Origin of the sequence: Agrobacterium larrymoorei (assembly GCF_037722385.1) — a bacterium.
In the GTDB taxonomy this organism is placed as follows: domain Bacteria; phylum Pseudomonadota; class Alphaproteobacteria; order Rhizobiales; family Rhizobiaceae; genus Agrobacterium; species Agrobacterium larrymoorei_C.
In genome coordinates, this window is record NZ_JBBKAQ010000019.1 from 132,321 (window position 1) to 154,745 (window position 22,425).

The 22,425-nt window shown below is 58.0% G+C and carries 27 protein-coding genes, 1 pseudogene and 1 riboswitch; of the genes and pseudogenes, 10 read left to right on the plus strand and 18 right to left on the minus strand.

From position 1 onward, the window contains the following. Nucleotides 1-41: 41 nt before the first annotated feature. The gene (locus WKI41_RS18645) at nucleotides 42-857 is read right to left on the minus strand and encodes a helix-turn-helix transcriptional regulator (protein ID WP_340194963.1); all 816 of its coding nucleotides are present in this window, start codon (nucleotides 855-857) and stop codon (nucleotides 42-44) included. A gap of 342 nt (nucleotides 858-1,199) precedes the next feature. Between WKI41_RS18645 and WKI41_RS18650 the strand changes: the two genes are divergently transcribed. Further along, a complete protein-coding gene (locus tag WKI41_RS18650; RefSeq protein WP_062425795.1) occupies nucleotides 1,200-1,688 on the plus strand; it encodes a GNAT family N-acetyltransferase in 489 nt (162 codons plus the stop codon). A 24-nt stretch (nucleotides 1,689-1,712) separates the two neighbouring features. Then, nucleotides 1,713-2,241 (plus strand): annotated as a pseudogene (locus WKI41_RS18655) (type 1 glutamine amidotransferase family protein). On the opposite strand, the gene WKI41_RS18660 reads toward WKI41_RS18655, so the two are convergent. From WKI41_RS18660 to WKI41_RS18695, 8 genes are all read right to left on the minus strand, one after another. Then, a complete protein-coding gene (locus tag WKI41_RS18660; protein WP_340194964.1) occupies nucleotides 2,238-2,555 on the minus strand; it encodes a hypothetical protein in 318 nt (105 codons plus the stop codon). The pseudogene WKI41_RS18655 and the gene WKI41_RS18660 sit on opposite strands and share 4 nt — an antisense overlap. 4 nt (nucleotides 2,556-2,559) lie before the next feature. Then, nucleotides 2,560-3,267, minus strand: a complete 708-nt coding sequence (locus WKI41_RS18665) for a CbtA family protein (protein ID WP_340194965.1) — start codon at nucleotides 3,265-3,267, stop codon at nucleotides 2,560-2,562. Between the two features lie 11 nt (nucleotides 3,268-3,278). After that, nucleotides 3,279-3,461: a CbtB domain-containing protein gene (locus WKI41_RS18670; RefSeq protein ID WP_340194966.1), complete on the minus strand. Its 183-nt coding sequence runs from the start codon at nucleotides 3,459-3,461 to the stop codon at nucleotides 3,279-3,281. Nucleotides 3,462-3,605: 144 nt separating this feature from the next. Then, a riboswitch (cobalamin riboswitch) is annotated at nucleotides 3,606-3,813 on the minus strand. Nucleotides 3,814-3,867: 54 nt separating this feature from the next. Further along, on the minus strand, nucleotides 3,868-4,785 hold the full coding sequence (locus tag WKI41_RS18675; protein ID WP_340194967.1) for a c-type cytochrome: 918 nt from the start codon (nucleotides 4,783-4,785) through the stop codon (nucleotides 3,868-3,870). A 79-nt stretch (nucleotides 4,786-4,864) separates the two neighbouring features. After that, nucleotides 4,865-5,296: a c-type cytochrome gene (locus tag WKI41_RS18680; protein WP_340194968.1), complete on the minus strand. Its 432-nt coding sequence runs from the start codon at nucleotides 5,294-5,296 to the stop codon at nucleotides 4,865-4,867. A gap of 177 nt (nucleotides 5,297-5,473) precedes the next feature. Continuing rightward, a complete protein-coding gene (locus WKI41_RS18685) occupies nucleotides 5,474-6,124 on the minus strand; it encodes a LysE family translocator (protein ID WP_340194969.1) in 651 nt (216 codons plus the stop codon). 136 nt (nucleotides 6,125-6,260) lie between these two features. After that, nucleotides 6,261-7,109, minus strand: coding sequence for a metallophosphoesterase (locus tag WKI41_RS18690; protein WP_340194970.1), 849 nt, complete (start codon nucleotides 7,107-7,109; stop codon nucleotides 6,261-6,263). 124 nt (nucleotides 7,110-7,233) lie between these two features. Next, nucleotides 7,234-7,836: a superoxide dismutase gene (locus WKI41_RS18695; protein WP_340194971.1), complete on the minus strand. Its 603-nt coding sequence runs from the start codon at nucleotides 7,834-7,836 to the stop codon at nucleotides 7,234-7,236. A gap of 217 nt (nucleotides 7,837-8,053) precedes the next feature. Here WKI41_RS18695 and WKI41_RS18700 point away from each other — a divergent pair, with 217 nt between their 5' ends. Next, nucleotides 8,054-8,392 carry a hypothetical protein gene (locus WKI41_RS18700; RefSeq protein WP_340194972.1) on the plus strand — a complete coding sequence of 113 codons (339 nt, stop codon included), beginning with the start codon at nucleotides 8,054-8,056 and terminating at the stop codon, nucleotides 8,390-8,392. A gap of 3 nt (nucleotides 8,393-8,395) precedes the next feature. Here WKI41_RS18700 and WKI41_RS18705 read toward each other — a convergent pair whose 3' ends face one another. Then, nucleotides 8,396-8,938, minus strand: coding sequence for a GNAT family N-acetyltransferase (locus WKI41_RS18705; protein ID WP_340194973.1), 543 nt, complete (start codon nucleotides 8,936-8,938; stop codon nucleotides 8,396-8,398). A 103-nt stretch (nucleotides 8,939-9,041) separates the two neighbouring features. Between WKI41_RS18705 and WKI41_RS18710 the strand changes: the two genes are divergently transcribed. After that, nucleotides 9,042-9,941 carry a LysR family transcriptional regulator gene (locus WKI41_RS18710; RefSeq protein ID WP_340194974.1) on the plus strand — a complete coding sequence of 300 codons (900 nt, stop codon included), beginning with the start codon at nucleotides 9,042-9,044 and terminating at the stop codon, nucleotides 9,939-9,941. Here the strand turns inward: WKI41_RS18710 and WKI41_RS18715 are convergent. Continuing rightward, nucleotides 9,901-10,509, minus strand: a complete 609-nt coding sequence (locus WKI41_RS18715) for a LysE/ArgO family amino acid transporter (protein WP_340194975.1) — start codon at nucleotides 10,507-10,509, stop codon at nucleotides 9,901-9,903. The genes WKI41_RS18710 and WKI41_RS18715 overlap by 41 nt on opposite strands. Nucleotides 10,510-10,599: 90 nt before the next feature. Here WKI41_RS18715 and WKI41_RS18720 point away from each other — a divergent pair, with 90 nt between their 5' ends. After that, a complete protein-coding gene (locus WKI41_RS18720; protein WP_340194976.1) occupies nucleotides 10,600-11,535 on the plus strand; it encodes an ArgP/LysG family DNA-binding transcriptional regulator in 936 nt (311 codons plus the stop codon). A gap of 29 nt (nucleotides 11,536-11,564) precedes the next feature. On the opposite strand, the gene WKI41_RS18725 is transcribed toward WKI41_RS18720, so the two are convergent. Then, on the minus strand, nucleotides 11,565-12,449 hold the full coding sequence (locus tag WKI41_RS18725) for a branched-chain amino acid aminotransferase (protein WP_340194977.1): 885 nt from the start codon (nucleotides 12,447-12,449) through the stop codon (nucleotides 11,565-11,567). A 235-nt stretch (nucleotides 12,450-12,684) separates the two neighbouring features. Here WKI41_RS18725 and tam point away from each other — a divergent pair, with 235 nt between their 5' ends. Further along, the gene (gene tam, locus WKI41_RS18730) at nucleotides 12,685-13,455 is read left to right on the plus strand and encodes a trans-aconitate 2-methyltransferase (protein WP_340194978.1); all 771 of its coding nucleotides are present in this window, start codon (nucleotides 12,685-12,687) and stop codon (nucleotides 13,453-13,455) included. A 52-nt stretch (nucleotides 13,456-13,507) separates the two neighbouring features. Here tam and WKI41_RS18735 read toward each other — a convergent pair whose 3' ends face one another. Together WKI41_RS18735 and WKI41_RS18740 are read right to left on the minus strand one after the other, a co-directional pair. Beyond that, nucleotides 13,508-13,876 carry a VOC family protein gene (locus WKI41_RS18735; protein ID WP_340194979.1) on the minus strand — a complete coding sequence of 123 codons (369 nt, stop codon included), beginning with the start codon at nucleotides 13,874-13,876 and terminating at the stop codon, nucleotides 13,508-13,510. A gap of 44 nt (nucleotides 13,877-13,920) precedes the next feature. Further along, entirely contained in the window at nucleotides 13,921-14,625 is a 705-nt protein-coding gene (locus WKI41_RS18740) for a helix-turn-helix transcriptional regulator (protein WP_340194980.1), read from the minus strand. 164 nt (nucleotides 14,626-14,789) lie between these two features. On the opposite strand from WKI41_RS18740, the gene WKI41_RS18745 reads away from it, so the two are divergent. Then, the gene (locus WKI41_RS18745) at nucleotides 14,790-16,070 is read left to right on the plus strand and encodes a TadE/TadG family type IV pilus assembly protein (protein WP_340194981.1); all 1,281 of its coding nucleotides are present in this window, start codon (nucleotides 14,790-14,792) and stop codon (nucleotides 16,068-16,070) included. Here the strand turns inward: WKI41_RS18745 and WKI41_RS18750 are convergent, their stop codons facing one another. Next, nucleotides 16,071-16,970: a LysR family transcriptional regulator gene (locus tag WKI41_RS18750; RefSeq protein ID WP_340194982.1), complete on the minus strand. Its 900-nt coding sequence runs from the start codon at nucleotides 16,968-16,970 to the stop codon at nucleotides 16,071-16,073. A gap of 137 nt (nucleotides 16,971-17,107) precedes the next feature. Between WKI41_RS18750 and WKI41_RS18755 the strand changes: the two genes are divergently transcribed. Further along, entirely contained in the window at nucleotides 17,108-18,289 is a 1,182-nt protein-coding gene (locus WKI41_RS18755; protein ID WP_340194983.1) for an MFS transporter, read from the plus strand. Nucleotides 18,290-18,377: 88 nt separating this feature from the next. Continuing rightward, a complete protein-coding gene (locus WKI41_RS18760) occupies nucleotides 18,378-19,205 on the plus strand; it encodes an aldo/keto reductase (RefSeq protein WP_340194984.1) in 828 nt (275 codons plus the stop codon). Between the two features lie 53 nt (nucleotides 19,206-19,258). On the opposite strand, the gene WKI41_RS18765 is transcribed toward WKI41_RS18760, so the two are convergent. Together WKI41_RS18765 and WKI41_RS18770 are read right to left on the minus strand one after the other, a co-directional pair. Next, entirely contained in the window at nucleotides 19,259-20,263 is a 1,005-nt protein-coding gene (locus WKI41_RS18765; protein WP_340194985.1) for a sensor histidine kinase, read from the minus strand. A gap of 359 nt (nucleotides 20,264-20,622) precedes the next feature. Next, the gene (locus WKI41_RS18770; RefSeq protein ID WP_340194986.1) at nucleotides 20,623-21,381 is read right to left on the minus strand and encodes an SDR family oxidoreductase; all 759 of its coding nucleotides are present in this window, start codon (nucleotides 21,379-21,381) and stop codon (nucleotides 20,623-20,625) included. Between the two features lie 103 nt (nucleotides 21,382-21,484). Here WKI41_RS18770 and WKI41_RS18775 point away from each other — a divergent pair, with 103 nt between their 5' ends. Then, entirely contained in the window at nucleotides 21,485-21,904 is a 420-nt protein-coding gene (locus tag WKI41_RS18775; RefSeq protein WP_340194987.1) for a winged helix-turn-helix transcriptional regulator, read from the plus strand. A 47-nt stretch (nucleotides 21,905-21,951) separates the two neighbouring features. On the opposite strand, the gene WKI41_RS18780 is transcribed toward WKI41_RS18775, so the two are convergent. Continuing rightward, nucleotides 21,952-22,344: a DUF937 domain-containing protein gene (locus WKI41_RS18780; protein WP_062438236.1), complete on the minus strand. Its 393-nt coding sequence runs from the start codon at nucleotides 22,342-22,344 to the stop codon at nucleotides 21,952-21,954. Between the last annotated feature and the right edge of the window lie 81 nt (nucleotides 22,345-22,425).

Consider the following 22,425-nt stretch of genomic DNA (forward strand, 5'->3'; position numbering starts at 1 on the left):
TTCGAGCTTCCGGCTCGCGATCAAAGACTATCGAAATACGATCAGAATTCAGCTGCGCGGATGGAGCGTGGCTTAAGGCCGAATCTCTTGCGGAAGGCCTCGGAGAAATGCGAGGGCGTCTTGAAGCCGCATTCCAACGCAATACTGGAGATCGGCGTATCCGTCGATTGCAGCATCCCTAGGCCCTTCTCCAGCCTCGTGTTCAACAGGATCTGCGAAAATCCCGGACCGGATTTCGCCAGCCACCTGCGAAAACTGGCCTCACTCATGGCAAAATGGTGCGCGACGTCTTCGACCCGCCAAGGCTGGCTGATGTCGGTCTCTATCAGCCGCCGCACCTTGTTCCAGGGTTGATCTTCCCCTCGCCGCGGTAGATGGACACCGTGATGGCGCAGCCAGACCAACGGCTCCAGAAGCCGATGGCGTTTGACCGCCAAGGGTAGAGTGTCATCATGCAAGGCCTGCCGCGTGACCTCCACCACATCATAGTCCGCGCTCGCTGCCTGGCGAACGATCTGGACACCGGGCGAGCCTGACGCCCGCGGTGGACCGGCGAAGACCGCGTCAATCAGTTCATGATCGAAATAGATGCCGGTCGCCCGATAATTCGTAGCGCTGACAGGACGGTTTTCCAAGGTGACGATAGAACCAGAGGGAAAAATCAGGAGGTCACCCGTCTCGCCCACGAACTCGCCATTTACGGGACAGACGACCCTTTTGCTCCCGGCGCAGATGAAGCACAGGAAGGTCACGCCGATGAACAGATCCGTGAATGTCACGGCCGTGGCTTGGGTAATGGGAAAAATCGAGACGCCTGTGCCCTGAAAACCCAATAGCTCTGCGGATTGCGCCGTCATCGATGTTTTTGTCCCTGCCATTGACTTACCAAGCGCGAGAGCACGCCGCGCAGACACATAGCGGACTGAAGGGCGGGCGATGTCAATGTGCCGCTCGCCCTCTGGGCGATATGGAAACGGACCTATCCAAAATGCAAAACCCGCCCCTTGACAGCGTTCCGATTCGAGCGCATTGAATCGCGCATGATCAACGAACGCGCACCCATCTCCTGCACGTATTTTTGGGCCTACCTGTAAAGGGCGGCTCGACAGATCATTTTGTCAACAAGCCGCCGTTAGGCGGCTTTGTTGTTTTCCAAGCGTCCTGACGGCAAAAGACCAGAAAACCGAAGGACCAGACCCATGACCGAAGACAGCCTCCTGACACTGCCAAGACCTCCTGTCGTTACCATTCGTGGTGCGCGCGCGGCCGATCTTCCCGAACTTAACGAGATGATCACGCTGCTTGCCGCCCATCATGGCGACGCCGCCGCAATCACGCCGGAAAAGCTGGAGCGTGATCTGTTTGGCCAGGTTCCGTGGATCACCGCACTGGTGGCGGAAGCTGCAGGTGAGCTCATCGGCTACGCCATTCTCGTGCCGCTCTACCGCGCGCAGGAAGGCCGCCGCGGAATGGAATTACACCATCTCTTCGTGCGTGACGGTCATCGCGGACACGGCACTGGCCAGCATCTGGTGGCGCGCGCGCGCGATGTTGCCAAGCGCTGCGGCTGCGACTTCCTCTCCGTTGGGGCTGCAACCGGCAACTTCGCTGCACACAAGTTCTACGAAAACATGGATTTCGTTCCGCGTCCCGTCACTGGCATGCGCTTCATGCAAGCGATTGCCTGACCTTCTTCACTTCTGGAGGATGACATGACCCGTATTGCCATCGCGCTGACGCAAGACTTTGCCGACTGGGAGCCTGCGCTGCTGGCCGCTGCGGCCCGCAGCTATCTCGGTGTCGAGATCGTCACCGCTTCGCCCGATGGCCAGCCTGTGACATCCATGGGCGGGTTCAAGGTGATGCCGGAAGCGTCCTATGATGCGCTCGACCCGGAGACAATCGACGCGCTGGTTATCCCGGGCGGATTGAGTTGGGAAAAGGGCCAAGCACCCGATTTTAGCGATCTGGTCCATCGCTTTCGGAGAAAAGGCCGCGTGGTTGCAGGCATCTGCGCCGCGGCCAGCGCCCTCGCCGGTACCGGTATCTTGAACAGTGTGGCCCATACAGGCAACGCACTATCGCGATCAGCCGCAAGCCGTCAGCGATCAGGGTGTTGTTACAGCGCCCGGCAATTCACCGGTCAGCTTCGCGAAAGAAGTGCTGAAAGCTCTCGGTCTGTGGGGACCGGAAGCCGAAGCGGAAGTGTCGGCATTTTCTGCGGAACACTTGCGGGCTTAACGATCCAAGATACGGCAGCGGCGCGCCGGTCCTTGCGCGCCTTCCGCTGTCATGGCTCGGCGAAGATCGCGGCTATTGATATGGAGGCTGCGCTCGAAGGGGATACTCAGCCGCTGGATCTTGTTGGAGGCCGCCGCGAGAAATGCTTCGCGGTTTGCCAAGAAGTAAGTGCGACAGGTTTCTTCTGTCAGCGCATCATCTATCAAAACCTTGAAAGCAAGACGGTGCATGGCGCATGGCGCGCCATGACCGGGAACGGAAAAACGCAGGCAATCGAGTTCAGCGCTCCAATCGACTGCGTTCTCCTCTGTCATATTTTCACTTTGCAGCGTCGAAGCGCTTGAGGAACAGGCCGCTGAGCGAGCCGAGGATCAGCCAGAACACGAAACTGGTGACGGTGGCAAGCACGACGAAGCGGCGTTCCAAAGGCAGCGGCGCCAGCGCATGTTCACCTGCAGGCGGCAAGGGCGCACCGACAACATGTGGCGCGACGATCAACACGACGGCAAGGATCACCGCCCAAGGCTCCGCGCGCCGGAAGGCGAGAAGGCCAATGCCGCCGGCCGTGGCCGCGGCGGTTGCGATCCACCAGGTCTGACGCGCACCAAGGTCGGCAGCGGGGCTGCCCGGCAGCTCCGGCGGCAGGCCGATCATCGGCGCGAGCATGACGGTGGCGAAACCGGCGAGCCCCCAGAACAGACCTTCGCGCCAGCCGCCCTGAGAGCCACGAAGCGAGATCAGACCAGTGAGTACCAGCGCATAGCCGATGGCCGTCAGCACATTGGCAGCGACGGTGTAGGCGTTGCGCTCGAAGCCATCCGCAGGCGCCCAGGCTTCCGCGTCATGGTGATGATCCGCGGGGGTGGCGGCATCATGAGAATGACCGGCCTCGCCACCTGCACTTTCAAAAGTTTCCGCCTGCAGGATCAGTGGCGTGGTGCCGACCGCCTGCATGGCGCTGACGGCAAGACCTGCGATCAGGCCAACGAGGACTGCGGTAAAGACAATGTTTCTGAAAAATGGCATCTCACATTCCCTCAATGGCAGGGGAATGCATTGGCGTGGCGCGTATCATGCGCCGCATTATGCATCGCCTCGACATGCGAGAAGCCGACGAAACCCACGATGAACAGGCCGAGCGCGACAGCACTCAGCGCCTGCAAGAGTTTCGATGTGCTGGAGGAAACGGCGCTCGACGCCGTGTTCTGTTGGATAGACATGGTGACCCTCTTTTTCAGCGGCGCGCTGCTTTCAGGCAGCCGGACGCACGCGTTCAACATTCACCACGGGGAAAGACAAACAGGGCTTTTCGGACGGAAAACGCCAACCCGAAAACCGTGCTCTTCCGGACACCCCGCCGGCATTGACGACACTTCGTGATGGCAGGTCTCCTGGCTCGCGGGTCATAGCCTCGAAAACACCTTCCCGATGCCAAGAACAGCATCAGTGGATTTCGTTTTCAGGCTCGCCGCTCACAGTTGCGGGGGCAGCCACGAATGAGAGCATAGCTCCTATCGTGTTCCCTTTTCACTTTCCGGCAGAACCGGAAAGACCATCACGCCTCTGTTATCGGTCAGGGGTTGTGTGGAGTCAATGCGAGAAGCATGGCCTCTTGCACACATGATGTCAGCGGGCCGGAACAGCCTTGAGGTAAGCGGCAATCGCATTTCGATCTTCGGCCGAAAGCTTGGACATATTCTGCTGCACCTTGACCATGGAGCCGCCGACGCTGTCGAAGTCCGGCGTAAAGCCAGTTTCGAGATAGCTGGCTATATCGGCAACCGTCCAGGAGCCGATGGCTTGTGAGCCCGGCGTGATGTCAGGGATCGTCCCCTCACCCTCCGGGTTCGGGCCGCCTGCCAGCCACTTTTCATTGATCAGACCGCCAAGTGCCGTGCGAGGTGTGTGGCACTCGCCGCAATGGCCTGGGCCTTCCACCAGATATTGGCCGCGCGCGACATCCGCGCTGGCATTGGCCAGTTGAACGCGTGGCGCGCCCTTGTCGAAATAAAGAAACTTCCAGCCGCCGAGAGCCAGTCGCATATCGAGCGGAAATGGCAAATCGTGAGCGGGCGCGTCGTTGGTGCTGGTCGGCAGCGTCTTCAGGTAGCCGAACAGATCGTTGATGTCCTGCGCCGTCATTCGTGCATAGGACGTATAAGGGAAGGACGGATAGAGATGTTCGCCATTCTTTCCCACACCTCGGGTCATGGCATCGCCGAACTCAGCTACCGTCCAACCGCCGATCCCATGCTGCGGATCGGGCGAAATGTTGGGAACATGGAAGGTACCGAAGGGGCTCGGCAGAGCCTGACCGCCGGAAAGCGTCTTCAAGGCATCGCCAGTGGCATTCGGAGCGGCATGACAGCTTGCGCATCCGCCCGCCCAGAACAGCGTCTCTCCGTTGGCAAGGTCCGGCTCGCCCAGATTGGCCCAATGGCTTGGGGGCTGGCGCTCAGGTGCTGTCACCCACATGAAAATGCCGAAACCGGCAATACCTGCGACCACAACGCCGCCTGCCAGCTTTGCCCATATGGATGCCATCTTCCTCTCCGCTCAATCGATAAAACATCAAAAAAAAAGAATAGCCCGCCGCTGAACCGGCGGGCGTATCTTGGCTGTCTTATTTCTTCAGACGATAGGCCTGATGGCAGGAGCTGCAATCGGCACCGAGCGTCTTCAGGGCAGCACCCGTGCTCGCCTGATCGGTCGGCAACTGTGCGAGCACTGCGTCTGCATCTGCGCCGAGCTTTTCCGACTTCGCCTTGAAGTCCGCAAAGTTCTGCCAGATGGCAGGTGACGCAGCGCCACCCTCAGAGCCAGCCGGAAACTGATCCGGGAATGCCTTGGCGTTGGTGCTGATGGTGGTGACGGCTGTTTTCACGGTCTCGGCGTCATAGGGCTTTTCGCCCTTGGCAATCGCGCCGAGTGCGCCCATGGCGCCACCGATCTGCTTCATCAAGCCTTCGCGCTTTTCAACTTCGCCGGCCGCGGAAACCGCTCCGGCGCAAAGACAGCCTATGAGAATGGATGCGGCAATCGTCTTGAGTTTCATGGTCTCTCTCCTTGTTCCGGTGGCACCGGAGGGTGGTTGTTCGCCGTTACCGCATCGTCCCAACGACACGCGCATGCGTGCCGGGCGGCACACCGAGTCGAACAGAGATGAAGATGCCGTTTCCACATGGCAAAAAGAAGTCACATTCGGGTGATTTTCCAAAGGAAAATCAGGGACCTAAACTTGGCGTTTCCAGTTGCCTTTCAGTCCTTCCCACAGCGTAAAAGCGGCCACCACAATTAGCACAAGTCCGGCTATCCTGCCGATGAGGATCGTGGTCCGGGGAGACGAGACTAGGAAATCGCGGCTCTTCCCCGCTGTCAGCGCCAGTGTGCCGTAGACGGCAAGCTGAGTTCCCGCAGTCATCAGCCCCATGATGATGCCCTGAATCCATATCGGTCCATAAGCGGGCTTGAGAAATTGGGGGTAGACGGCCATCATGAAAAGATAGGCTTTCGGGTTGCTGAGGCATGTGATGATGCCCCGCCGAAAGGCCCGCCAGGCGGAAGTGCTGGCACTGACCTCATCTCCTTCGATGACCATCGAGCTTCGTATCAGGCTGAACCCGATCCAGATCATGTAGGCCGCACCGAAGATCATCAGCGGCGTGAAGAGGACAGGGATAAGTGTCGCCAAAAGGGCAATACCGATAGCGCCATAGAGCGAATGCACGACCCCACCCGCCATAATTCCGGATGTCGCCGCGAGCCCTGCCCTCCGTCCGCCGGTGAGCGAGCTGGTGAGAACGAGAAGCATGTCTATTCCGGGCAAGACAATGATGCCAAAGAGCAGCGTGAAATACAGCCAGAGGTTTTCAGTGTAGGTCATGTCGGTCCGAGCACATGGCGGGAGATGATTGAGAGGCGTTCTCGAATGTTATCCACTCACTGCCGGGGCCGTATCAAATGAATAAGTGTGGTGAATTCACCTCGCTGACGAGCGGGTTTGGGCACGCCTCCTGCTGTCAAAACATCAGAATGCGGCTCGTTTCCCGACCGAAACCACGGATGACAATACGGTCCGGATAGACATCGGCGATCGCAAAGGCGTTCTGGTCCGGAGTGTCCACCATGCCTTTAATATTGACGAAGTGGGTGTTGCCGATCACTCCGTAGTTACCGTCGTGATTATGCCCGCAGAACCACGCTTTGACGCTGTGATGGGCAGCCAGCACTTTGAGCACCTCGGGCGCGTCCCACATATTGTGGGCGTTTTCAGGATAGAGAGGATAGTGGCAGAAGAGCACGACCTGCTCCTGCATGGCATCGGCCTTTGCGAGGGTCGCTCTCAGCCACGAAAGTTGCTTATCGCTGAACGAGCCGTTCCAGTCCTGCGCATTGAGAGCACCCGCCTGACGTAGCGTCTCCAGACGAGTTTCGGCGAGCCCCCGGCGCGGATCGCCGAGCGGCGGCGCGAAGGTGCTGACATCATTGCCGTCGAGCACGATGAAGCGGAAATCGCCGAGGCTGAAGTCATGCCATCTCGCCGGCATACCAAGCCGATCGTGAACTTTCGCGAGATGCTCCGGCCCAACTGCAAAGTCGTGGTTACCGGGAAGCAGCAAGGAACGATGCCTAAGCTGATCGTAACAGTCGAGGATGGTGTCAAAGCTGTCCCAGCCGCGGTCGATCAGGTCGCCAAGGGTGACGACAAAAGCGAGATCCTCTTGGTTGAAGGTGTCGATCGCATCCGTCAGCTTTTTCGTGCTCTCGGCGTAAAAGCGGTTCATCTCCGGTCTTGCCGGGATGTCGGCATATTGCGGGTCGGCGACAATGCCGAAGGAAAAGAGAGGTGCTGCGGATGTGTCTGTCATGATCGCTACCGCTTAAGAGCGACGCATGACAGCGATGTGACAGCGGTTTTCGTGGATGGAACCAAGCCGCAACGCAGAACACCCGGCGCGAGGCCGGGTGTTGCTTATCCGATCGATCGGAATATTACTTGGAAGCGGCTTCGTAGCGTTCCAGAACGTAATCCCAGTTGATGAGATTATCGACGAAGGCTTCGAGGTACTTCGGACGCAGGTTGCGGTAGTCGATGTAGTAGGAGTGCTCCCATACGTCTACGCCAAGGATCGGCTCTGCGCCGTGGACCAGCGGGTTTTCGCCATTCGGCGTCTTGGAGATTTCAAGCTTACCGTTCTTGACCGAGAGCCAAGCCCAGCCGGAGCCGAACTGCGTGGTGCCGGCTGCGATGAAGTCAGCCTTGAACTTGTCGTAACCGCCGAGATCGGACGTAATCGCCTGCTCAAGCTTGCCTGGCAGCTTGTTGCCGCCACCGTCTTTCTTCATCCACTTCCAGAAATGGACGTGGTTGTAGTGCTGAGCGGCATTGTTGAAGAGACCGGCATTGGTACCGAAGGACTTCTTCACCACTTCTTCGAGCGAAAGGTCGGAAAGACCGGCTTCAGCAGCGAGCTTGTTGCCGTTGTCCACATAGGCCTTGTGGTGCTTGTCGTGGTGAAACTCCAGCGTTTCGCGCGACATGTAAGGCGCAAGCGCATCGTAATCGTAAGGGAGTTCGGGAAGTTCAAAGGCCATGGTCTTACTCCTTGTTGCAGCGGCTGGGCCGCTCCTTGAAACCTGTGCGCGGACCATAGGATCAGCACTCAATTCAGGCAACCTATGAATTATCAAAATGTTCCGGCAAAAGAGAAAATTCCTCTTTGCCTCTTCAAAAACATGATTGGGACCCACGTTACCGTACCAATTCCGAGCGATCCGTTCGGCCAATACGACGAGAGACTATGACAAGGACATGGCAATGAAGCGACAGGCTTTGGTTTTGATCACGGCAACCCTCATAGCGTTCCCCGCGGCCGCCTCATCCGACAGTGCCTGGGAAGAGTTCGTCGCAGATGTACAGGCAAAATGCCTTGATGCGGGTGCAAGGTTGATGGACGACGCGAAGGCTGTCGTCGATCCGACTGGAAGCGAGAACTACGGTCTTGCGATCCTGACCGGGAAGGCAAAGGGAGCAGACGCAACGATCAGCCACATCTGCGTCTACGACAAGAAGACCAAGGCCGTGGAGCTAGGAAGCGAGCTCTCGGCCGATTCCGTCAAGGTCGAGCTTCCGGGCTCTACCAAGCCGTAAGACCTAAAGCCTGGGCGTCGTGTCCGCCTCGCCCAGCGGTCGCTGCATAAGAACGATATCCAGCCAGCGGCCGTGCTTCCAGCCGACGGATTTCAGCGTTCCCACCATCTCGAAACCCGTAGCGCGATGAACGCCGACTGATGCGGCGTTCTCAGAATCGCCAACCACCGCCACCATCTGGCGAAATCCCCTCGCCGTTGCTTCTTCGATCAGCGCCAGAAGCAGGGTCTTGCCGATCCCTAAGCCCTTTCGTTTCGGATCGACATAGATGGAATCCTCCACCGTGGCGCCATAAGCCGGGCGGGCGCGGTGCGGTCCGGCATAGGCATAACCGACAACCGTCCCTTCCATTTCCGCAACGATGTAGGGAAAGCCGCCGGCAAGCAGTGCCGCGCGGCGTTCACGCATCGTTTCCACCGTCGGCGGCTCGATCTCGAAACTGGCGCTGCCGTAGAGCACAGCGTCGCGGTAGATTTCGACGATTGTGGGGATATCCTCCTCCTTGCAGGGGCGGATGAACACGGCGTTTTTTGTGAGGGAGGTCATTGCAGAAAGTCCTGAGCGGGTATGCGGATCGCCGCAATCTGCACCAGAGACATATCAAAATAAAGATTATAGATCTTATGCATGACATAAGGATTTCTTTGATATGGATTTCGACCTTCGGCAGTTGAAAAGCTTCATCGATGTTGCCGATCTCGGCAGTTTCTCTGCGGCGGCGGAAAAGGCCGGGCTGACACAGCCTGCCATCAGCCTCCACATTCAGTTGCTCGAAAAGCAGCTCGGCGTGCGGTTGATCGAGCGGGTGGGCCGACGGGCACAGCCGACGGCGGCGGGGCGCGATCTTCTGGTTCATGCACGGCGGATCGCTGACGAGGTGTCCCAGGCGATCGAAACCGTTGCGCCTCATCGAAGTGGCCAGAGCGGACGCTTGCGCATCGGCACCGGCGCGACAGCCCTCATCTATTTCCTGCCGAAAATACTAAGAGAAATCCGTCAGCTCATGCCCGGCATCGAGATCCGCGTGGAAACGGGCAACACACCGGATATCGTACGCCGTCTCGAAGACAACGAGATTGACGCTGCGATCGTGACGCTGCCGGTCACCGGTCGAAGCCTTGATCTTCGCAAGGTTTATCGCGACGAATTGGTGGCAATTGCCCCAACAGATGCTGTGGACCTACCAGAAGACATCGACGTCGACTATCTCTGCGCTCAGTCCCTGCTGCTCTATCAGGGTGGCAACACGCGAAAGCTCGTGGACGGATGGTTGAAAGCTGAAGGCAAACGCATTCAACCGATCATGGAACTTGGAAGCGTCGAGGCGCTGAAGACATTGGTGGCGGCTGGTCTTGGTGTTGCCATCGTGCCTGCCATGGCTGTTGTTGGCTCTGCTTCGGGCGAGTTGCAGACGCGCTCGCTTATGCCGAAGCTGGAACGCGATCTCGTACTGGCGCTAAGGCGCGACAAGCACATGACGGCGCCGCTCCGCGCCCTTGTCTCAGTCCTCAACCACCAGTCAAAAGCGTCAGCGCAATCAGCCACATGACGAGCGCAATGACACCTTCCAAGATGCGCCACGCCGCTGGATTGGCAAAGACCGGGCGCAACCAGCGCGCACCGTAGCCGAGCGAGAAGAAGAACACGCATGAGGCTGTCGCGGCGCCGGCACCAAAGATTGCTTCCTTGCCGGGAAACTGCGTCGAGATCGTGCCGATGAGCACCACCGTGTCGAGATAGACGTGCGGGTTCAACCATGTCAGCGCCAGACAGGTCAGAAGCGTCGGCGCAAAGGGCGTGACCGTTCCGGATGCCGCGGCCAAAGCCTCTGAGGACCGAAGAGCCGATAGCAGGCTCTTGGCGCCATACCACAGCAGAAACGCGGCACCTGCGTAACGCATGGCCGGCTCGACTGCTGGCATGACGGCGGCGATCTGGCGGAAGGCTGTCACGCCAATGGTGATCAAGACTGCGTCGGACAGCGCGCAGGCGAGACAGACGGCCAAGACATGCTCACCGCGAAGGCCCTGCCGCAGAACGAAGGCATTCTGCGCGCCGATGGCCATGATCAAAGTCAGCCCCATGGTGAAGCCAGTGAAATATACCGAAAAATCCATGCGATGCCCCTAGTCTTCGGCATCGAATAGGTGGCGGCGTCGGCTTAATCCAGTTAAAGATGCTTACCTCGATTAAGCAGGGCTAACTCAATGGATTACGGGGCGCTTCGTGCGGTGGCAATGGTTGTGCAGACCGGCAGTTTTGAAAAGGCAGCGGTCGCGCTCAACGTCACGCCATCGGCCATCTCCCAACGGATCAAGCAACTAGAGGAGCGGCTTGGCGCTGTTCTGATCCTACGTGGAAGCCCCTGTACGACTACGGAAAAAGGCGCTTGGGTCTGCCGCCACATGGAACATGTCGGGATGCTGGAGTCGGAGCTTTTCAGCCAGCTCCCGGCTCTTCTCTCATCCAATGAGGCCAGCAGCCGCGTGACGCTGCACATCGCAACCAATGCTGACAGTCTTGGCACCTGGTTCCTGCAGGCGGTGTCCGCTTTTACGCACCAGTCGGGCTTTCTCCTGAACGTTGCAGTGGATGATCAGGATCATACGGCGGAGTGGCTGCAGCGCGGACGAGTGCTCGCGGCAGTCACGAGCCTGGAGAAGCCGATCCAGGGCTGCCGCGTCACGCCGCTCGGCTTTCTTCGCTACCATGCGACGGCAAGCCCGGAGTTCATCGACAACTACTTCGTTGACGGTGTGACGGAGGCGAGACTTTCGCAAGCGCCTGCCCTCACCTTCAACCAGAAAGACCGGCTGCAGCAGCAATGGATCAATCAGGTCTTCGGCGCATCGATCGTCCACCCGACACACTGGCTCCCATCCACCCAGAGCTTCGTGGATGCAGCGCTGCTCGGCATGGGCTGGGGCATGAACCCGGCGCTTCTCGTGCGGGATCATCTAGCAGACGGGCGATTGATGGAGCTCGTTGCCGCAACGCCGCTCGACATCCCGCTGTTCTGGCAGGTCAACCGGCTGGCTGCCGATCGACTCAGATCGCTAACGGAAGCCGTGGTCGAGGTTGCGCGTCGGGAGTTGGTGCAGATCAAGAGCGACCAGAAAACCTTGGGACGCGGATCACACTAGTCGTCCGCAAGGCGTTCCAATGTCATATTTTACTCAGCTGACGCCGTCGATTTTGCCCAGTCCATGTAGAGATCGAGCGCCTTTCGGGCGACCGGGCCTGCCTGGAGTTCGCGGTCGTCGAGCTTGATGACCGGCGACACCTTCGAATAGTTGCCCGAGCAGAAGATTTCATCGGCGTTGCGGAAGTCTTCGACGGACAGCGTCGCCTCACGCACGTCGAAACCAGCCTGGCGCAACAGCATCATCACGCGAGAGCGAGTGATGCCAGCGAGGAAGGTACGATTCGGCATCGGTGTATAGACTATGCCGTCCTTGACCATGAAGACGTTGGAGGATGCGGACTCCGCGACATTGCCGTTCATGTCGCGCATCAACGCATTGTCGAAGCCGCGCGAGCGAGCTTCAATGATTGCGCGACCGCTATTGGGGTAGAGACTACCCGCCTTGGCATCGGTCATGGCCGTTTCCGGCGACGGACGGCGCAGCGGCGAAACGGTCAGCGTCAGCGGCACGCCGGCATCCATCGGCGCTTCGAACAGGCAAAGGGCAAAACGGGTAGAGTCGGCATCGGGCGCGACGACCGAGCCGCGCATGCCATGCTCGGCCCAGTACATCGGCTTGATGTAGATCGCCATATTGCCGTCGAACTTCTTCACGCCCTCCAGCGCCAATTGCTCGATCTCTTCCGGCGTCATCGTCGGCTTCATGCCCATGTTGACGGCAGAGCGATTGACCCGCTGGCAATGCAGATCGAGATCGGGCGCCAGACCATCGAACCAGCGAGCGCCATCGAACACCGTGGAAGCCAACCACATGGCGTGGGATGTCGGGCCGATCAAAGGAGGATTGCCGGGAAGCCATTGACCATCGACATAGGTCCAGGTTGTGGAACGGGGTGCGGTATCGACGGACATGGCATTCTCCTTCTTGAATGCGTCGGAATGAATGCCCGCGCGGCCATGAGGTCAAGATGAAATTCCCCGCGACGATCAAAAGGAAGGATTGTTGCCCGATTCTTGGCGTGGAACGCGCATTTATTGCGTGCAGCCAAGAGCGTGGCCCACGCGTTGATGCACCGATTAAGGTGATCTGGCAGCCATAAGACTGCTGTGGCATCTTCAGTGAAACGTGAGCGCACGGAGGCCTCGAATGGCATGGTCGGCACAGCAATATCTGAAATTCGAAGACGAGCGGACCCGTCCGGCTCGTGACCTTCTGGCGCAAATTCCGCTGGAGAAAGTGATGACCGGGTACGATCTTGGCTGCGGGCCCGGCAACTCCACCGAGCTTCTGACGGAGCGTTATGGCGTCAACGTCATTACCGGCGTCGATAGCGACGAGAACATGCTGGAAGAAGCCGTGGTAAGGCTGCCGATGACCGAATTCGTCCAAGCCGATCTTTCATCCTGGCTACCGGATGAGCCAGCCGATCTTCTTTACGCCAATGCGGTGTTCCAGTGGTTGCCGAACCATATCGACCTTCTCGAGAGGCTGATGGATCATTTGACGCCGGGCGGCGTCCTTGCAATCCAGATGCCGGACAACCTCAACGAGCCGGGTCATCTATTAATGGATGAAACCGGCCGCTCCGGACCCTGGAGCCAAAAGTTTGAAGGGCTCCAACTGCGCCGAAAGCCGCTGCCCGCGCCCACCGACTATATCAATCGATTGTCACCAAAGGCGCTGCGCGTCGATGTCTGGCACAGCATCTACAATCATCCCATGGCCGATGCCGGAGCCATTGTGGAGTGGGTGAAGGGAACTGGTCTTCGTCCTTATCTGGCAGTTGCCGGCGCTGAGCACCAGGAGGCCTTTCTAGAAGATTACAGACAGCGCATCGACGCCGCCTATCCGCGGCTTGCGGATGGACGGCGCCTGCTGCGCTTCCCACGATTGTTCATTGTCGCCGTCCGCGGCTAGTTCTGAACAGACAGGCATAGCCTGATGCCTGCCTGACCCGCGTAGCTAGACCTCAACCGTGAAAGGCATAGACACGTAGCCGGTAGCCATCTGGATCTGCGGCGAGGAACGTGCGCCCGAAGTCCATGACGGTCGGTTCTTGCAAGATCGGCAGGCCCTTGTCGGACCATGCACGATGGCATGTATCGACCTCGCTGTCCGTCTCCACGATAAAGGCGATCTCTGCAGCGTTGCCGTCGGAAGCAAGTTGCGGCTCGACTGTTTGGCGGGACCAGAGGCCAAGTCGCATCCCGCTATGCAGATTGAAGAGCGCGAAGGTATCGGAGAGTTCGACGGGCTCAGCGCTGAGCAAATCACCATAGAAAGCAGCGCTGTGGCGCGGGTCGTTGACGAAGAGAATGATAAAGTTCGGGTGCTTCATGATGGTCTCCTTTGTTGATAGGAAGACCATAGTGCGGGCGAGTGTCAGTTTCTGTCAGCAGTCTCCTGGCGCGCCTTCATCATCTGTCGCCAGCCTTTAAGCAGCACCTCTCGTCGCTTGGGATAGCGCGCCTCAAGAGGTCTAAAGGCCGCGATGCGATCGGCGCGGAAGCTGCGATAATCCTGCCTCAACTCGCACCATGCCAGCAGCACGCGAACCTGATCGAAAAACGCCAGTGCGAATGGCCAGACGATCCTGCAGCTGTTGCGCCCTTGCTCGTCGGCATAGTCGATCTCAATTTTTGCCTGGCCGCGGATGGCGCTGCGAATGTTGCCGAGATCGATGTTCGGCATATCGATCACCTTTCCGGGGCCGACAAGAAGCGTGGAATTGTCCAGTTCCTCCGCCAGCGTTTTGGGCAACACGGCGGCGATCTTCGAAAGTCCGGCGCGCGCGGCATCAGCCAAGGCGCCATCCGCCCTTCCCGCCACCCAGCGCGAGCCAAGAACCAAAGCCTCGATTTCCGCTTCGGAAAACATCAGGGGCGGCAGAAGATAACCTGGCCGTAGCACATAGCCAACGCCGGCTTCTCCTTCGATATTGGCACCTTGCGCCTGAAGGGTGGCGATATCTCGATAGAGCGTGCGCAGACTGACTCCCGTCGCCGCAGCCAATTCCGCGCCACCCACTGGGCGGCGGTAGGTGCGCAACAATTGCAGCAAATCAAGCAAGCGCTGAGAGCGTGACATGCTTTTCCCCGGGCGGTAAATCGCCCCTACAAGTTTTAATCATCTATTTATGCCGGTTAGGTAAAATCTGAGCGATCAAAGTCACCTGTTATTATTCATTTTGAGCCACTTATTCTCAATATCAGCAAGCTATACAGGCTTCATAAGATTTTTCAGAGGCACTTATGCTTAATTTTTGGCGAGACAAAAGCGGCAATTTTGCCATGCTCACTGCACTCCTGGCTGTGCCGCTGTTTGGAGCAGCAGGACTAGCCCTGGACTTCAGCAAGGCGCTTGCTGTCAAGGAAGATTTGCAGCAGACGGCAGACGCAACCGCACTGGCCGCAGTCGCCAAAAACTCAGCCTACGTGATCGAGGCGCGCAAGATGAGTGGTGATGGTCCGATCACCGTGACCGGCCGCTCCGGAATGGATTTCGTCAAAAAGCCCGACGACAAGAAAGAAGACTTCGACATCGAGACAACAAGTCTGCTCGTCAAGAAGACAGGCAATGTCGTTGAATCTTCTGTGGAATATAGAGCCACTGTCCATACCTCGCTCTCAGCGATTCTGGGTAAGGACTTGTTCACCGTCAGCGTGAAATCAACGGGTCGATATCAGACAGAAAAGTACATGAACTTCTATCTGTTGCTGGATAACACGCCCTCCATGGGTGTGGGTGCAACGCCTCAGGATGTCGCTACGATGGTCGCGAACACACGCGATCAATGTGCCTTCGCGTGTCATGATATTCAGAGCGGCAAAGATAGCTATTACGAGCTTGCAAAAAGACTGAAAGTGACGACACGCATCAACGTGGTGGGGAAAGCAACGGCCTCGCTCATGGACACCGCGGCGGATACGCAGACGGTTCCTAATCAGTTCAGAATGGCTGTCTATACCTTCGGTGAAAAAGCCGAGGATACAAAACTGCTCGAAGTGGTTCCCCTTACGTCGAGCCTCCCAGAAGCGAAAAGCAAGTCGAGCAAGATTGACCTCATGTCGATTCCTTACCAAGGGTACGACAACGACCAGCAGACGAATATCGACCGCGCATTGACGCAGATTGCCTCGAAAATGGGACTGCAGGGTACCGGTAACAGTTCTGTCACTCCGGAGAAGGTGCTCTTCTTCGTGTCAGATGGTGTTGGCGACAGCTACAAACCGACAACCTGTACCAAAAGAACAACGAACGGCCGTTGTCAGGAGCCAATCGATACTCGGCTGTGCACAGCTCTGAAGAGCCAAGGCTACCGTATCGCCGTGCTTTATACGACTTATCTGCCGCTTCCAACGAACGGCTGGTACAATGACTGGATCCGCCCGTTCCAGTCAGAAATCTCCACACGGATGCAGGATTGCGCGTCTCAAGGATTGTTCTTCGAAGTCAGCCCAACGCAGGGTATCAGCGATGCCATGTCGGCACTGTTCAAGCGGGTGGTCTCATCTCCTCGCCTATCGAGCTAGTCAACTCGGTTCGATCCTTTCGACGAGGAAATCGATGAAAGCGCGGATACGGGCGGCCAGATGCTCGTGTCCTGCATAGACGGCATGGACAAGCTCCGTGTCGCCGCCATTGTAATTCTCCAGAACAGGCACAAGGTGGCCCGCCTCTATGTCGGGGCGTACATGGAATTCGCCAATCCTGCCAATACCGACGCCTAGCAAGCACAACTGCCGTTTGATCGATCCGCTCGACACCTGGATGTTGCCGGTGATGGCCTTGATAAAGACGCTATCGGTTTGAGGATCTCGAAACGGCCATTCGTCAAGGCTTCGACGGAAGTTGAAGCCGATGCAATTGTGCTCATCGAGATCGTCCGGCGTCTGGGGCGTTCCATGCTTCTTCAGATAGTCAGGTGAGGCGACGATGACGCGTCTGCTGGAAAACAAGCGCCTGGCCATCAATGAGGAGTCGCGCATCGGTCCCACACGGATGGCGATATCAGTCCGCTCCCCGATGAGATCGATCACGCCGTCCGTCAGCGTCAGATCGAGCCGCACCTTGGGATGGCGTTCTGCGAACTCACCCACCAGCGGCAGGATACACCGCTCGCCGAAACCGACCGAGGAGTTTACACGAAGCAGGCCTCTTGCCTCCTCCCTGCCGCCTGCGACGAGTTCTTCTGTCTCATCGATTTCTTTGAGAATGCGCCTTGCGCGACGCAGATAGATGTCGCCTTCAGGCGTCAGTTCCAGCGTTCGCGTCGAGCGCACCAACAGCCGGGTGCCCAACCTCTCCTCGACGCGCGAAACGAGCTTGCTGACGGCGGAAGGCGAAAGTTTCAGCCGTCTTCCAGCGGCGGAAAAGCTCTTCAGCTCCGCAGCCAGCACGAAAACCTCCATTTCACCAGCGCGATTATCCATGCTCTCAACTGTGACTTCAATTCCAAGATGATTATCGATTAATCTATATTATCAAACAAGTGTTTGACGCCGATATTCGTCTCCGAAACATCAACACCTTCGGGACGGCCGCACTGATCGGCCGGAAAGGCACAGCCATGCCCCTTGCTCTTTTTGCTCTGACGATTGCGGCCTACGCGATCGGGACTACGGAATTCGTTATTGTGGGACTCTTGCCCACCGTCGCCAATGATCTTCACATCACACTGCCACTCGCCGGGCTGATCGTCTCGGTCTACGCGCTTGGCGTCACCTTCGGCGCGCCCATTCTCACGGCACTGACCGGTCGCATCGAGCGCAAGCCGCTGCTGCTCGGTCTGATGGGCCTCTTCATTCTCGGCAATGGCGCTGCGGCACTCAGCCCAAGTTACGAGATGCTGCTGGTAGCGCGGGTCATCTCCGCCTTTGCCCATGGGGTCTTCTTCTCGGTTGGCGCCACGATCGCGGCGGGGCTGGTGACCGAGGATCGGAGAGCTTCCGCCATTGCAGTGATGTTCATGGGACTGACGGTGGCGATCGTCACCGGTGTGCCGCTCGGCACGCTGATCGGCCAGATCTTCGGTTGGCGCGCGACCTTCTTTGCGGTCGCAGCACTCGGCGTCATCGCCTTCATCGGCATCGCCGCACTGCTGCCCTCGACGCTTCAAAAAGCACCGGCGGCGGGTCTGATGGAACAGGTGCGCGTGCTTGGCTCGGGCCGGTTGTTACTGGCCTTTGCCATGACGGCACTCGGTTATGGCGGCACCTTCGTCACCTTCACCTTTCTTGCCTCAATCCTGCAGGATCTGACAGGCTTTGCCCAAAGCACTGTCAGTCTCGTGCTGGTGCTCTACGGCCTGGCGATTGCGGCTGGCAACCTTGCCGGGGGACGAATCGCGGACCGTGATCCAGTGAAGGCATTGGGCTGGCTCTTCGGGCTTCAGGCGCTTGTTCTGGCGCTCTTCACCTTCACCGCGCCATCGGCGCCTGCAGCTCTCGTCACGCTCGTTGCACTCGGCTTTCTGTCCTTTGCCAACGTGCCGGGTCTCCAGCTTTACGTTGTGCAACTTGCCAAGCGCTTTCGCCCGAATGCCGTCGATGTGGCGTCGGCACTCAACATCGCCGCCTTCAATCTCGGTATTGCGGTGGGCGCCTGGATCGGCGGCCTGGTCGTCGCCTCGCCGCTCGGCCTTGGTGCAACGCCATGGGTGGGTGCTCTGCTGGTACTAGGCGCGCTTGTGCTGACACTCATCAGTAGCAGCCTCGACCGTCGACGCGCAGATCTTGCACAACCCGTTTGAACCAAACCCGACCCTCAAGACTTAGGGTGATGACCTTCCTGCCCTGCCAAGCTTAAGCGGGGCTACCTTCCGCAAATGGAGACATACAATGCAGACAGTCAACGCCAATGGCGCAAACATCCCCGCTCTCGGGTTCGGCACCTTCCGCATGCCAGAAGAAGATGTGCATCGCATCTTGCCGCAGGCTCTTAAGCTCGGCTTCCGGCATGTGGACACGGCGCAGGTTTACAAGAACGAGGCAGCCGTGGGCGAAGCGATGTCCAGGTCCGGCATTGCGCGCGGCGACATCTTCCTCACCACCAAGGTGTGGGTGGATCAGTACAAGCACGACGACTTCATCCGCTCGGTGGATGAGAGCCTGACGAAGCTTAAGACAGACTACGTCGATCTGCTTCTTTTGCACTGGCCAAAGAGCGATGTACCGCTCGCCGAACGGATCGGCGCGTTGAACGAACTGCATAAGGTCGGCAAGGTGCGCAATATCGGGATCTCCAATTTCAGTGTCGCGCTGATGGATGAATCGATCCGGCTTTCCGATGCGCCAATCGCCAACAACCAGATCGAGTACCATCCCTATCTTAACCAGACGAAGGTGATCGAGGCCGCCCGCAAGCATGGCATTTCGATTACCGCCTACTATCTGATGGCAGATGGCAAGGTGCCGAAAGATGAGGTGCTCCGAGACATCGGCACGAAACACGGCAAGACCGCAGCGCAGGTTGCGCTTCGCTGGGCCGTCCAACAGCCAGACGTGATCGCGCTCTCCAAGACCGCGACCGAAAGCCGTCTTGCCGAAAACTTCGATATCTTTGATTTCGAGCTTTCGGACGAGGAGATGAAGGCGATCTTTGCGCTGGCCAAGCAGGATGGACGTATCGTCAATCCTGGCCATCTAGCGCCCGAGTGGGATAACTGAGTTCCAACCCCATTGTGGTTCCCGCCTCTAGTCGGGCGGGGGCCACGGCATGATCAGGTCGAAAGGTGGCTTTTCTTCAGACGAAGTCTCACCACGACGCCACCCTCAACCCATTCATAGTCGATTGATCCGCCGAGCTGCCCAGAGATTGTCCGGTGAAGGAGCTTGCTTCCGTAGCCTTCAGGTGACTTTGGTGCTTCAACGTGGTCAGGACCGCGCTCACTCCAGATGATCTTGACCTCGTCGTCTTCCAAACTTCCGGTAATGTCGAGCAACGCCGTGTCGTTTGAAAGCGCACCGTATTTCAATGAGTTGGTCGCTAGCTCGTGGATGACGAGCGCCAGACTTGTGGCTGCGTTGTCGCCCAAGCCCATTCGAGGCACCGCGACGCGGATGCGCCCGGCGAAAGCGCCGACATCATCATATGGAGCAAGCAGAACGGTGAAGAGGTCGCCTAACAAGGCAGCACTTCCCTGCCCGTCAGGGAGCGGGCGCACCAACTCATGGGCGCGTCCCAGCGCGGCCAGGCGCTGGGTGAGTTGCTTTGCCATTTCCTCTTTAGTTTCGGTCGTGCGTGAGGTGATGTTCGTCAAGCCCGACGCCAACGCCAGAAGGTTCTTGACGCGATGGCTCATTTCGCCGGCAAGGAGCTCATGCCCCTCTTCTGCCTGTTTTCGCCCGGTCACGTCAAGAAAGATGCCGGTCATCTTCTTGACAGCGTGATCCCCCTCATTGCCTTGACCTCGGGCGGATATCCACCGGACGTCGGATGCGTTGGTGAGAATGCGAAAATCGATTTCGAACGGCCCGTTGATGGCTTGGGTGGCAACGAAGGCTGCTCTTACTCGATCCCGATCACTTGGATGAACCTTCGCTGAGAGATGCTCGAAAGTCAGCTCCGTTTCGACCTCGATGTCCCAAAGCTCGTAAGCTTTTGCGTCCATGACGAATGTGTCGTCATCAACACGCCACGTCCAAAGTGCTACTCCCGCTGATTTGATGGCACGCCGGAGCTCTTCCGGACTCCACTCTGACTGAGTTTTTGCTTGGCTCGTCATCAAAAGTCTTTCGCGCGATAGAAAACTGGCACAGGTCCAGAACTAGCGGGCTTGCCTTGTATTATCAATGATCAGGGAAGAATTGTCTATTTCAGACAAAACTCAGCGAGAGCCGCTTTTTATCAGTCAGTGCCTCCCCGAAGAGAGGTCCATAGTGCAGCGCGAATGGCGCATTCAGACCTTGCGTAGCGGCGATCGAGAATGATCCACAACACGGCTGCGCGTCCTGCCGCCGTGATATACAGACACAGGTTAGAGACGCCGAAGCAAATCGTACGGCACCTCCATCGCCCTGTCATCGAAAGTTTGTTCGGAACTCACGGATGATCATCGCGACGCTCCGAACGACCTCCACCGCTTCAGGAATGCAGGCTGTTCACCATGCCGAAGACATGATCGAAATTGCCGTTCTCCGCTGCAAATCGTAGCGGCTTGCAGCGCTCGACGATGACTTCCTTATCTTGGGGTTTATTGGTCAGTATCTCCATGACTTCCGAGATAAAGGCGTCGAGCGGCATGGCGCGCTCGTCTTTCGCCTGCTTCTCACCCTGAAGCGTGGTCTGCACATAGGGCGGCGCAATCTCGATCACCTCGACAGAGGTGTCCTTCAACTGCTCGCGCAGCGCCATTGAATAGGCGTGGATAGCGGACTTGGTGGCGCTATAAGTGGGTGTTACCACCATAGGTACGAAAGCAAGCCCTGATGAGACGGTCAGGACCGCTGCATTCTCCTTTTTCAGAAAATGCGGGATCAAAGCCGCGGTCAATCGGATCGGAGCGAGCAGATTGGTTGCAATCGTTTCCTCCGCGATCTCCAGATAATCCGGTGCTGCGGTGATGTCCTCGTTCTTCATGATGCCGGCATTGTTGATGACGACATTGAGATCCGGATGGTCGCGCGTCAGAGTTTCGGCAAAGGTCCGAATGTTCTCCGCCTTCGTCGCATCGAGCACGGCCGATACCATGCCGGGATTGGCACCGGTCACGTCGTCCAGCGCGGACTGACGGCGACCGGAAATGATGACCTTGTTGCCAAGTGCATGAAAGGCTTCGGCAAGTGCGCGGCCGATACCGGAACCACCACCGGTGATGAGTATTGTGTTTCCTGTCATCTTCATCTGGTTATCCTCGCTTGTTGGATAAGTTCAAAATAGCTAGCATGCTCTCTAGTCGAAAGTAGGCACCCAAAAGATTTATACTTACCCGAAAGAGAGTGTCGGAATGAAAAGGCATCTGGCAGATCCAGCCATAGAGGAAAAACGCCTATATCCACCGCCGAATGAGACCGATCCCGCTATCGAGGCGCTGGTGCAGGATATTATCGCCAGGGTGGCGGACAAGTGGACGATGTTGATCCTTGAGGCTCTGGAAGAGCATGGGACGATGCGCTTCACCCAGATCGGCAAGGTCGTCGGCGATATCAGCCAGAAGATGTTGACGAAGACGCTTCGGCAGATGGAATGCGATGGGTTGGTGAAACGCACCGTGCACCCCGTCATCCCGCCGCATGTGGATTACAGTCTGACACATCTCGGCAAGACGCTGGGTAGCGCCTTTTGCGGCGTGTGGATTTGGGCCGAGACTCATCATGCGGAAATAGAGAAAGCGCGGAAAGCCTTTGAAGAGCAGTCCCGCGCCTGAAGTAATGGAAGCGCTTCCCATGGGAGCACTTCAAATTGTCTGGCCGGTCAGGCGAACTGGCTGAGGCCCGGTACGGACGCGATCACCTTGTCCACGACCTCGTCGCCGGCATGCTGGCGTGCAATCGATATGGTGGTCTTGGCGAGCGCCGAGATTTCGCCCATGCCGAGGCCCTGGCTCATCAGTTGCTGGCCGAGACCCATGATGCCACCGCCGCCGATCGCGCTCATCAGGCCACCGAGCAAGCCACCGCCGCCCTGACCTTCGCCGTTGAAGCGCGCAACGAGATCCGGCGCGCCGGGGATCGATTCGATCATCTTGGCAACCGCTGCGTCATCGGCTTCGCGCTGGAGGAAACCCAGCATCATGCCGAGAGCCTTTTCCGCCTTGTCCGGCGCAATGCCCACTCTGTCTGCAACCTGGGTTACGATTTCGCTCATAAACTTCCTCCTGAATGCGAAATTACGTTCACGTCAACGTAAAACAATTGAACCCCAGACTCAAGACCGTGCGGAGCTGCG

Bases quoted from the DNA above. Each gene is read 5' to 3' on its own strand.
- WKI41_RS18645 (WP_340194963.1), bottom strand. From the start codon at position 857: ATGACGGCGCAATCCGCAGAGCTATTGGGTTTTCAGGGCACAGGCGTC.
- WKI41_RS18650 (WP_062425795.1), top strand. From the start codon at position 1,200: ATGACCGAAGACAGCCTCCTGACACTGCCAAGACCTCCTGTCGTTACC.
- WKI41_RS18660 (WP_340194964.1), bottom strand. From the start codon at position 2,555: ATGACAGAGGAGAACGCAGTCGATTGGAGCGCTGAACTCGATTGCCTG.
- WKI41_RS18665 (WP_340194965.1), bottom strand. From the start codon at position 3,267: ATGCCATTTTTCAGAAACATTGTCTTTACCGCAGTCCTCGTTGGCCTG.
- WKI41_RS18670 (WP_340194966.1), bottom strand. From the start codon at position 3,461: ATGTCTATCCAACAGAACACGGCGTCGAGCGCCGTTTCCTCCAGCACA.
- WKI41_RS18675 (WP_340194967.1), bottom strand. From the start codon at position 4,785: ATGGCATCCATATGGGCAAAGCTGGCAGGCGGCGTTGTGGTCGCAGGT.
- WKI41_RS18680 (WP_340194968.1), bottom strand. From the start codon at position 5,296: ATGAAACTCAAGACGATTGCCGCATCCATTCTCATAGGCTGTCTTTGC.
- WKI41_RS18685 (WP_340194969.1), bottom strand. From the start codon at position 6,124: ATGACCTACACTGAAAACCTCTGGCTGTATTTCACGCTGCTCTTTGGC.
- WKI41_RS18690 (WP_340194970.1), bottom strand. From the start codon at position 7,109: ATGACAGACACATCCGCAGCACCTCTCTTTTCCTTCGGCATTGTCGCC.
- WKI41_RS18695 (WP_340194971.1), bottom strand. From the start codon at position 7,836: ATGGCCTTTGAACTTCCCGAACTCCCTTACGATTACGATGCGCTTGCG.
- WKI41_RS18700 (WP_340194972.1), top strand. From the start codon at position 8,054: ATGGCAATGAAGCGACAGGCTTTGGTTTTGATCACGGCAACCCTCATA.
- WKI41_RS18705 (WP_340194973.1), bottom strand. From the start codon at position 8,938: ATGACCTCCCTCACAAAAAACGCCGTGTTCATCCGCCCCTGCAAGGAG.
- WKI41_RS18710 (WP_340194974.1), top strand. From the start codon at position 9,042: ATGGATTTCGACCTTCGGCAGTTGAAAAGCTTCATCGATGTTGCCGAT.
- WKI41_RS18715 (WP_340194975.1), bottom strand. From the start codon at position 10,509: ATGGATTTTTCGGTATATTTCACTGGCTTCACCATGGGGCTGACTTTG.
- WKI41_RS18720 (WP_340194976.1), top strand. From the start codon at position 10,600: ATGGATTACGGGGCGCTTCGTGCGGTGGCAATGGTTGTGCAGACCGGC.
- WKI41_RS18725 (WP_340194977.1), bottom strand. From the start codon at position 12,449: ATGTCCGTCGATACCGCACCCCGTTCCACAACCTGGACCTATGTCGAT.
- tam (WP_340194978.1), top strand. From the start codon at position 12,685: ATGGCATGGTCGGCACAGCAATATCTGAAATTCGAAGACGAGCGGACC.
- WKI41_RS18735 (WP_340194979.1), bottom strand. From the start codon at position 13,876: ATGAAGCACCCGAACTTTATCATTCTCTTCGTCAACGACCCGCGCCAC.
- WKI41_RS18740 (WP_340194980.1), bottom strand. From the start codon at position 14,625: ATGTCACGCTCTCAGCGCTTGCTTGATTTGCTGCAATTGTTGCGCACC.
- WKI41_RS18745 (WP_340194981.1), top strand. From the start codon at position 14,790: ATGCTTAATTTTTGGCGAGACAAAAGCGGCAATTTTGCCATGCTCACT.
- WKI41_RS18750 (WP_340194982.1), bottom strand. From the start codon at position 16,970: ATGGATAATCGCGCTGGTGAAATGGAGGTTTTCGTGCTGGCTGCGGAG.
- WKI41_RS18755 (WP_340194983.1), top strand. From the start codon at position 17,108: ATGCCCCTTGCTCTTTTTGCTCTGACGATTGCGGCCTACGCGATCGGG.
- WKI41_RS18760 (WP_340194984.1), top strand. From the start codon at position 18,378: ATGCAGACAGTCAACGCCAATGGCGCAAACATCCCCGCTCTCGGGTTC.
- WKI41_RS18765 (WP_340194985.1), bottom strand. From the start codon at position 20,263: ATGACGAGCCAAGCAAAAACTCAGTCAGAGTGGAGTCCGGAAGAGCTC.
- WKI41_RS18770 (WP_340194986.1), bottom strand. From the start codon at position 21,381: ATGAAGATGACAGGAAACACAATACTCATCACCGGTGGTGGTTCCGGT.
- WKI41_RS18775 (WP_340194987.1), top strand. From the start codon at position 21,485: ATGAAAAGGCATCTGGCAGATCCAGCCATAGAGGAAAAACGCCTATAT.
- WKI41_RS18780 (WP_062438236.1), bottom strand. From the start codon at position 22,344: ATGAGCGAAATCGTAACCCAGGTTGCAGACAGAGTGGGCATTGCGCCG.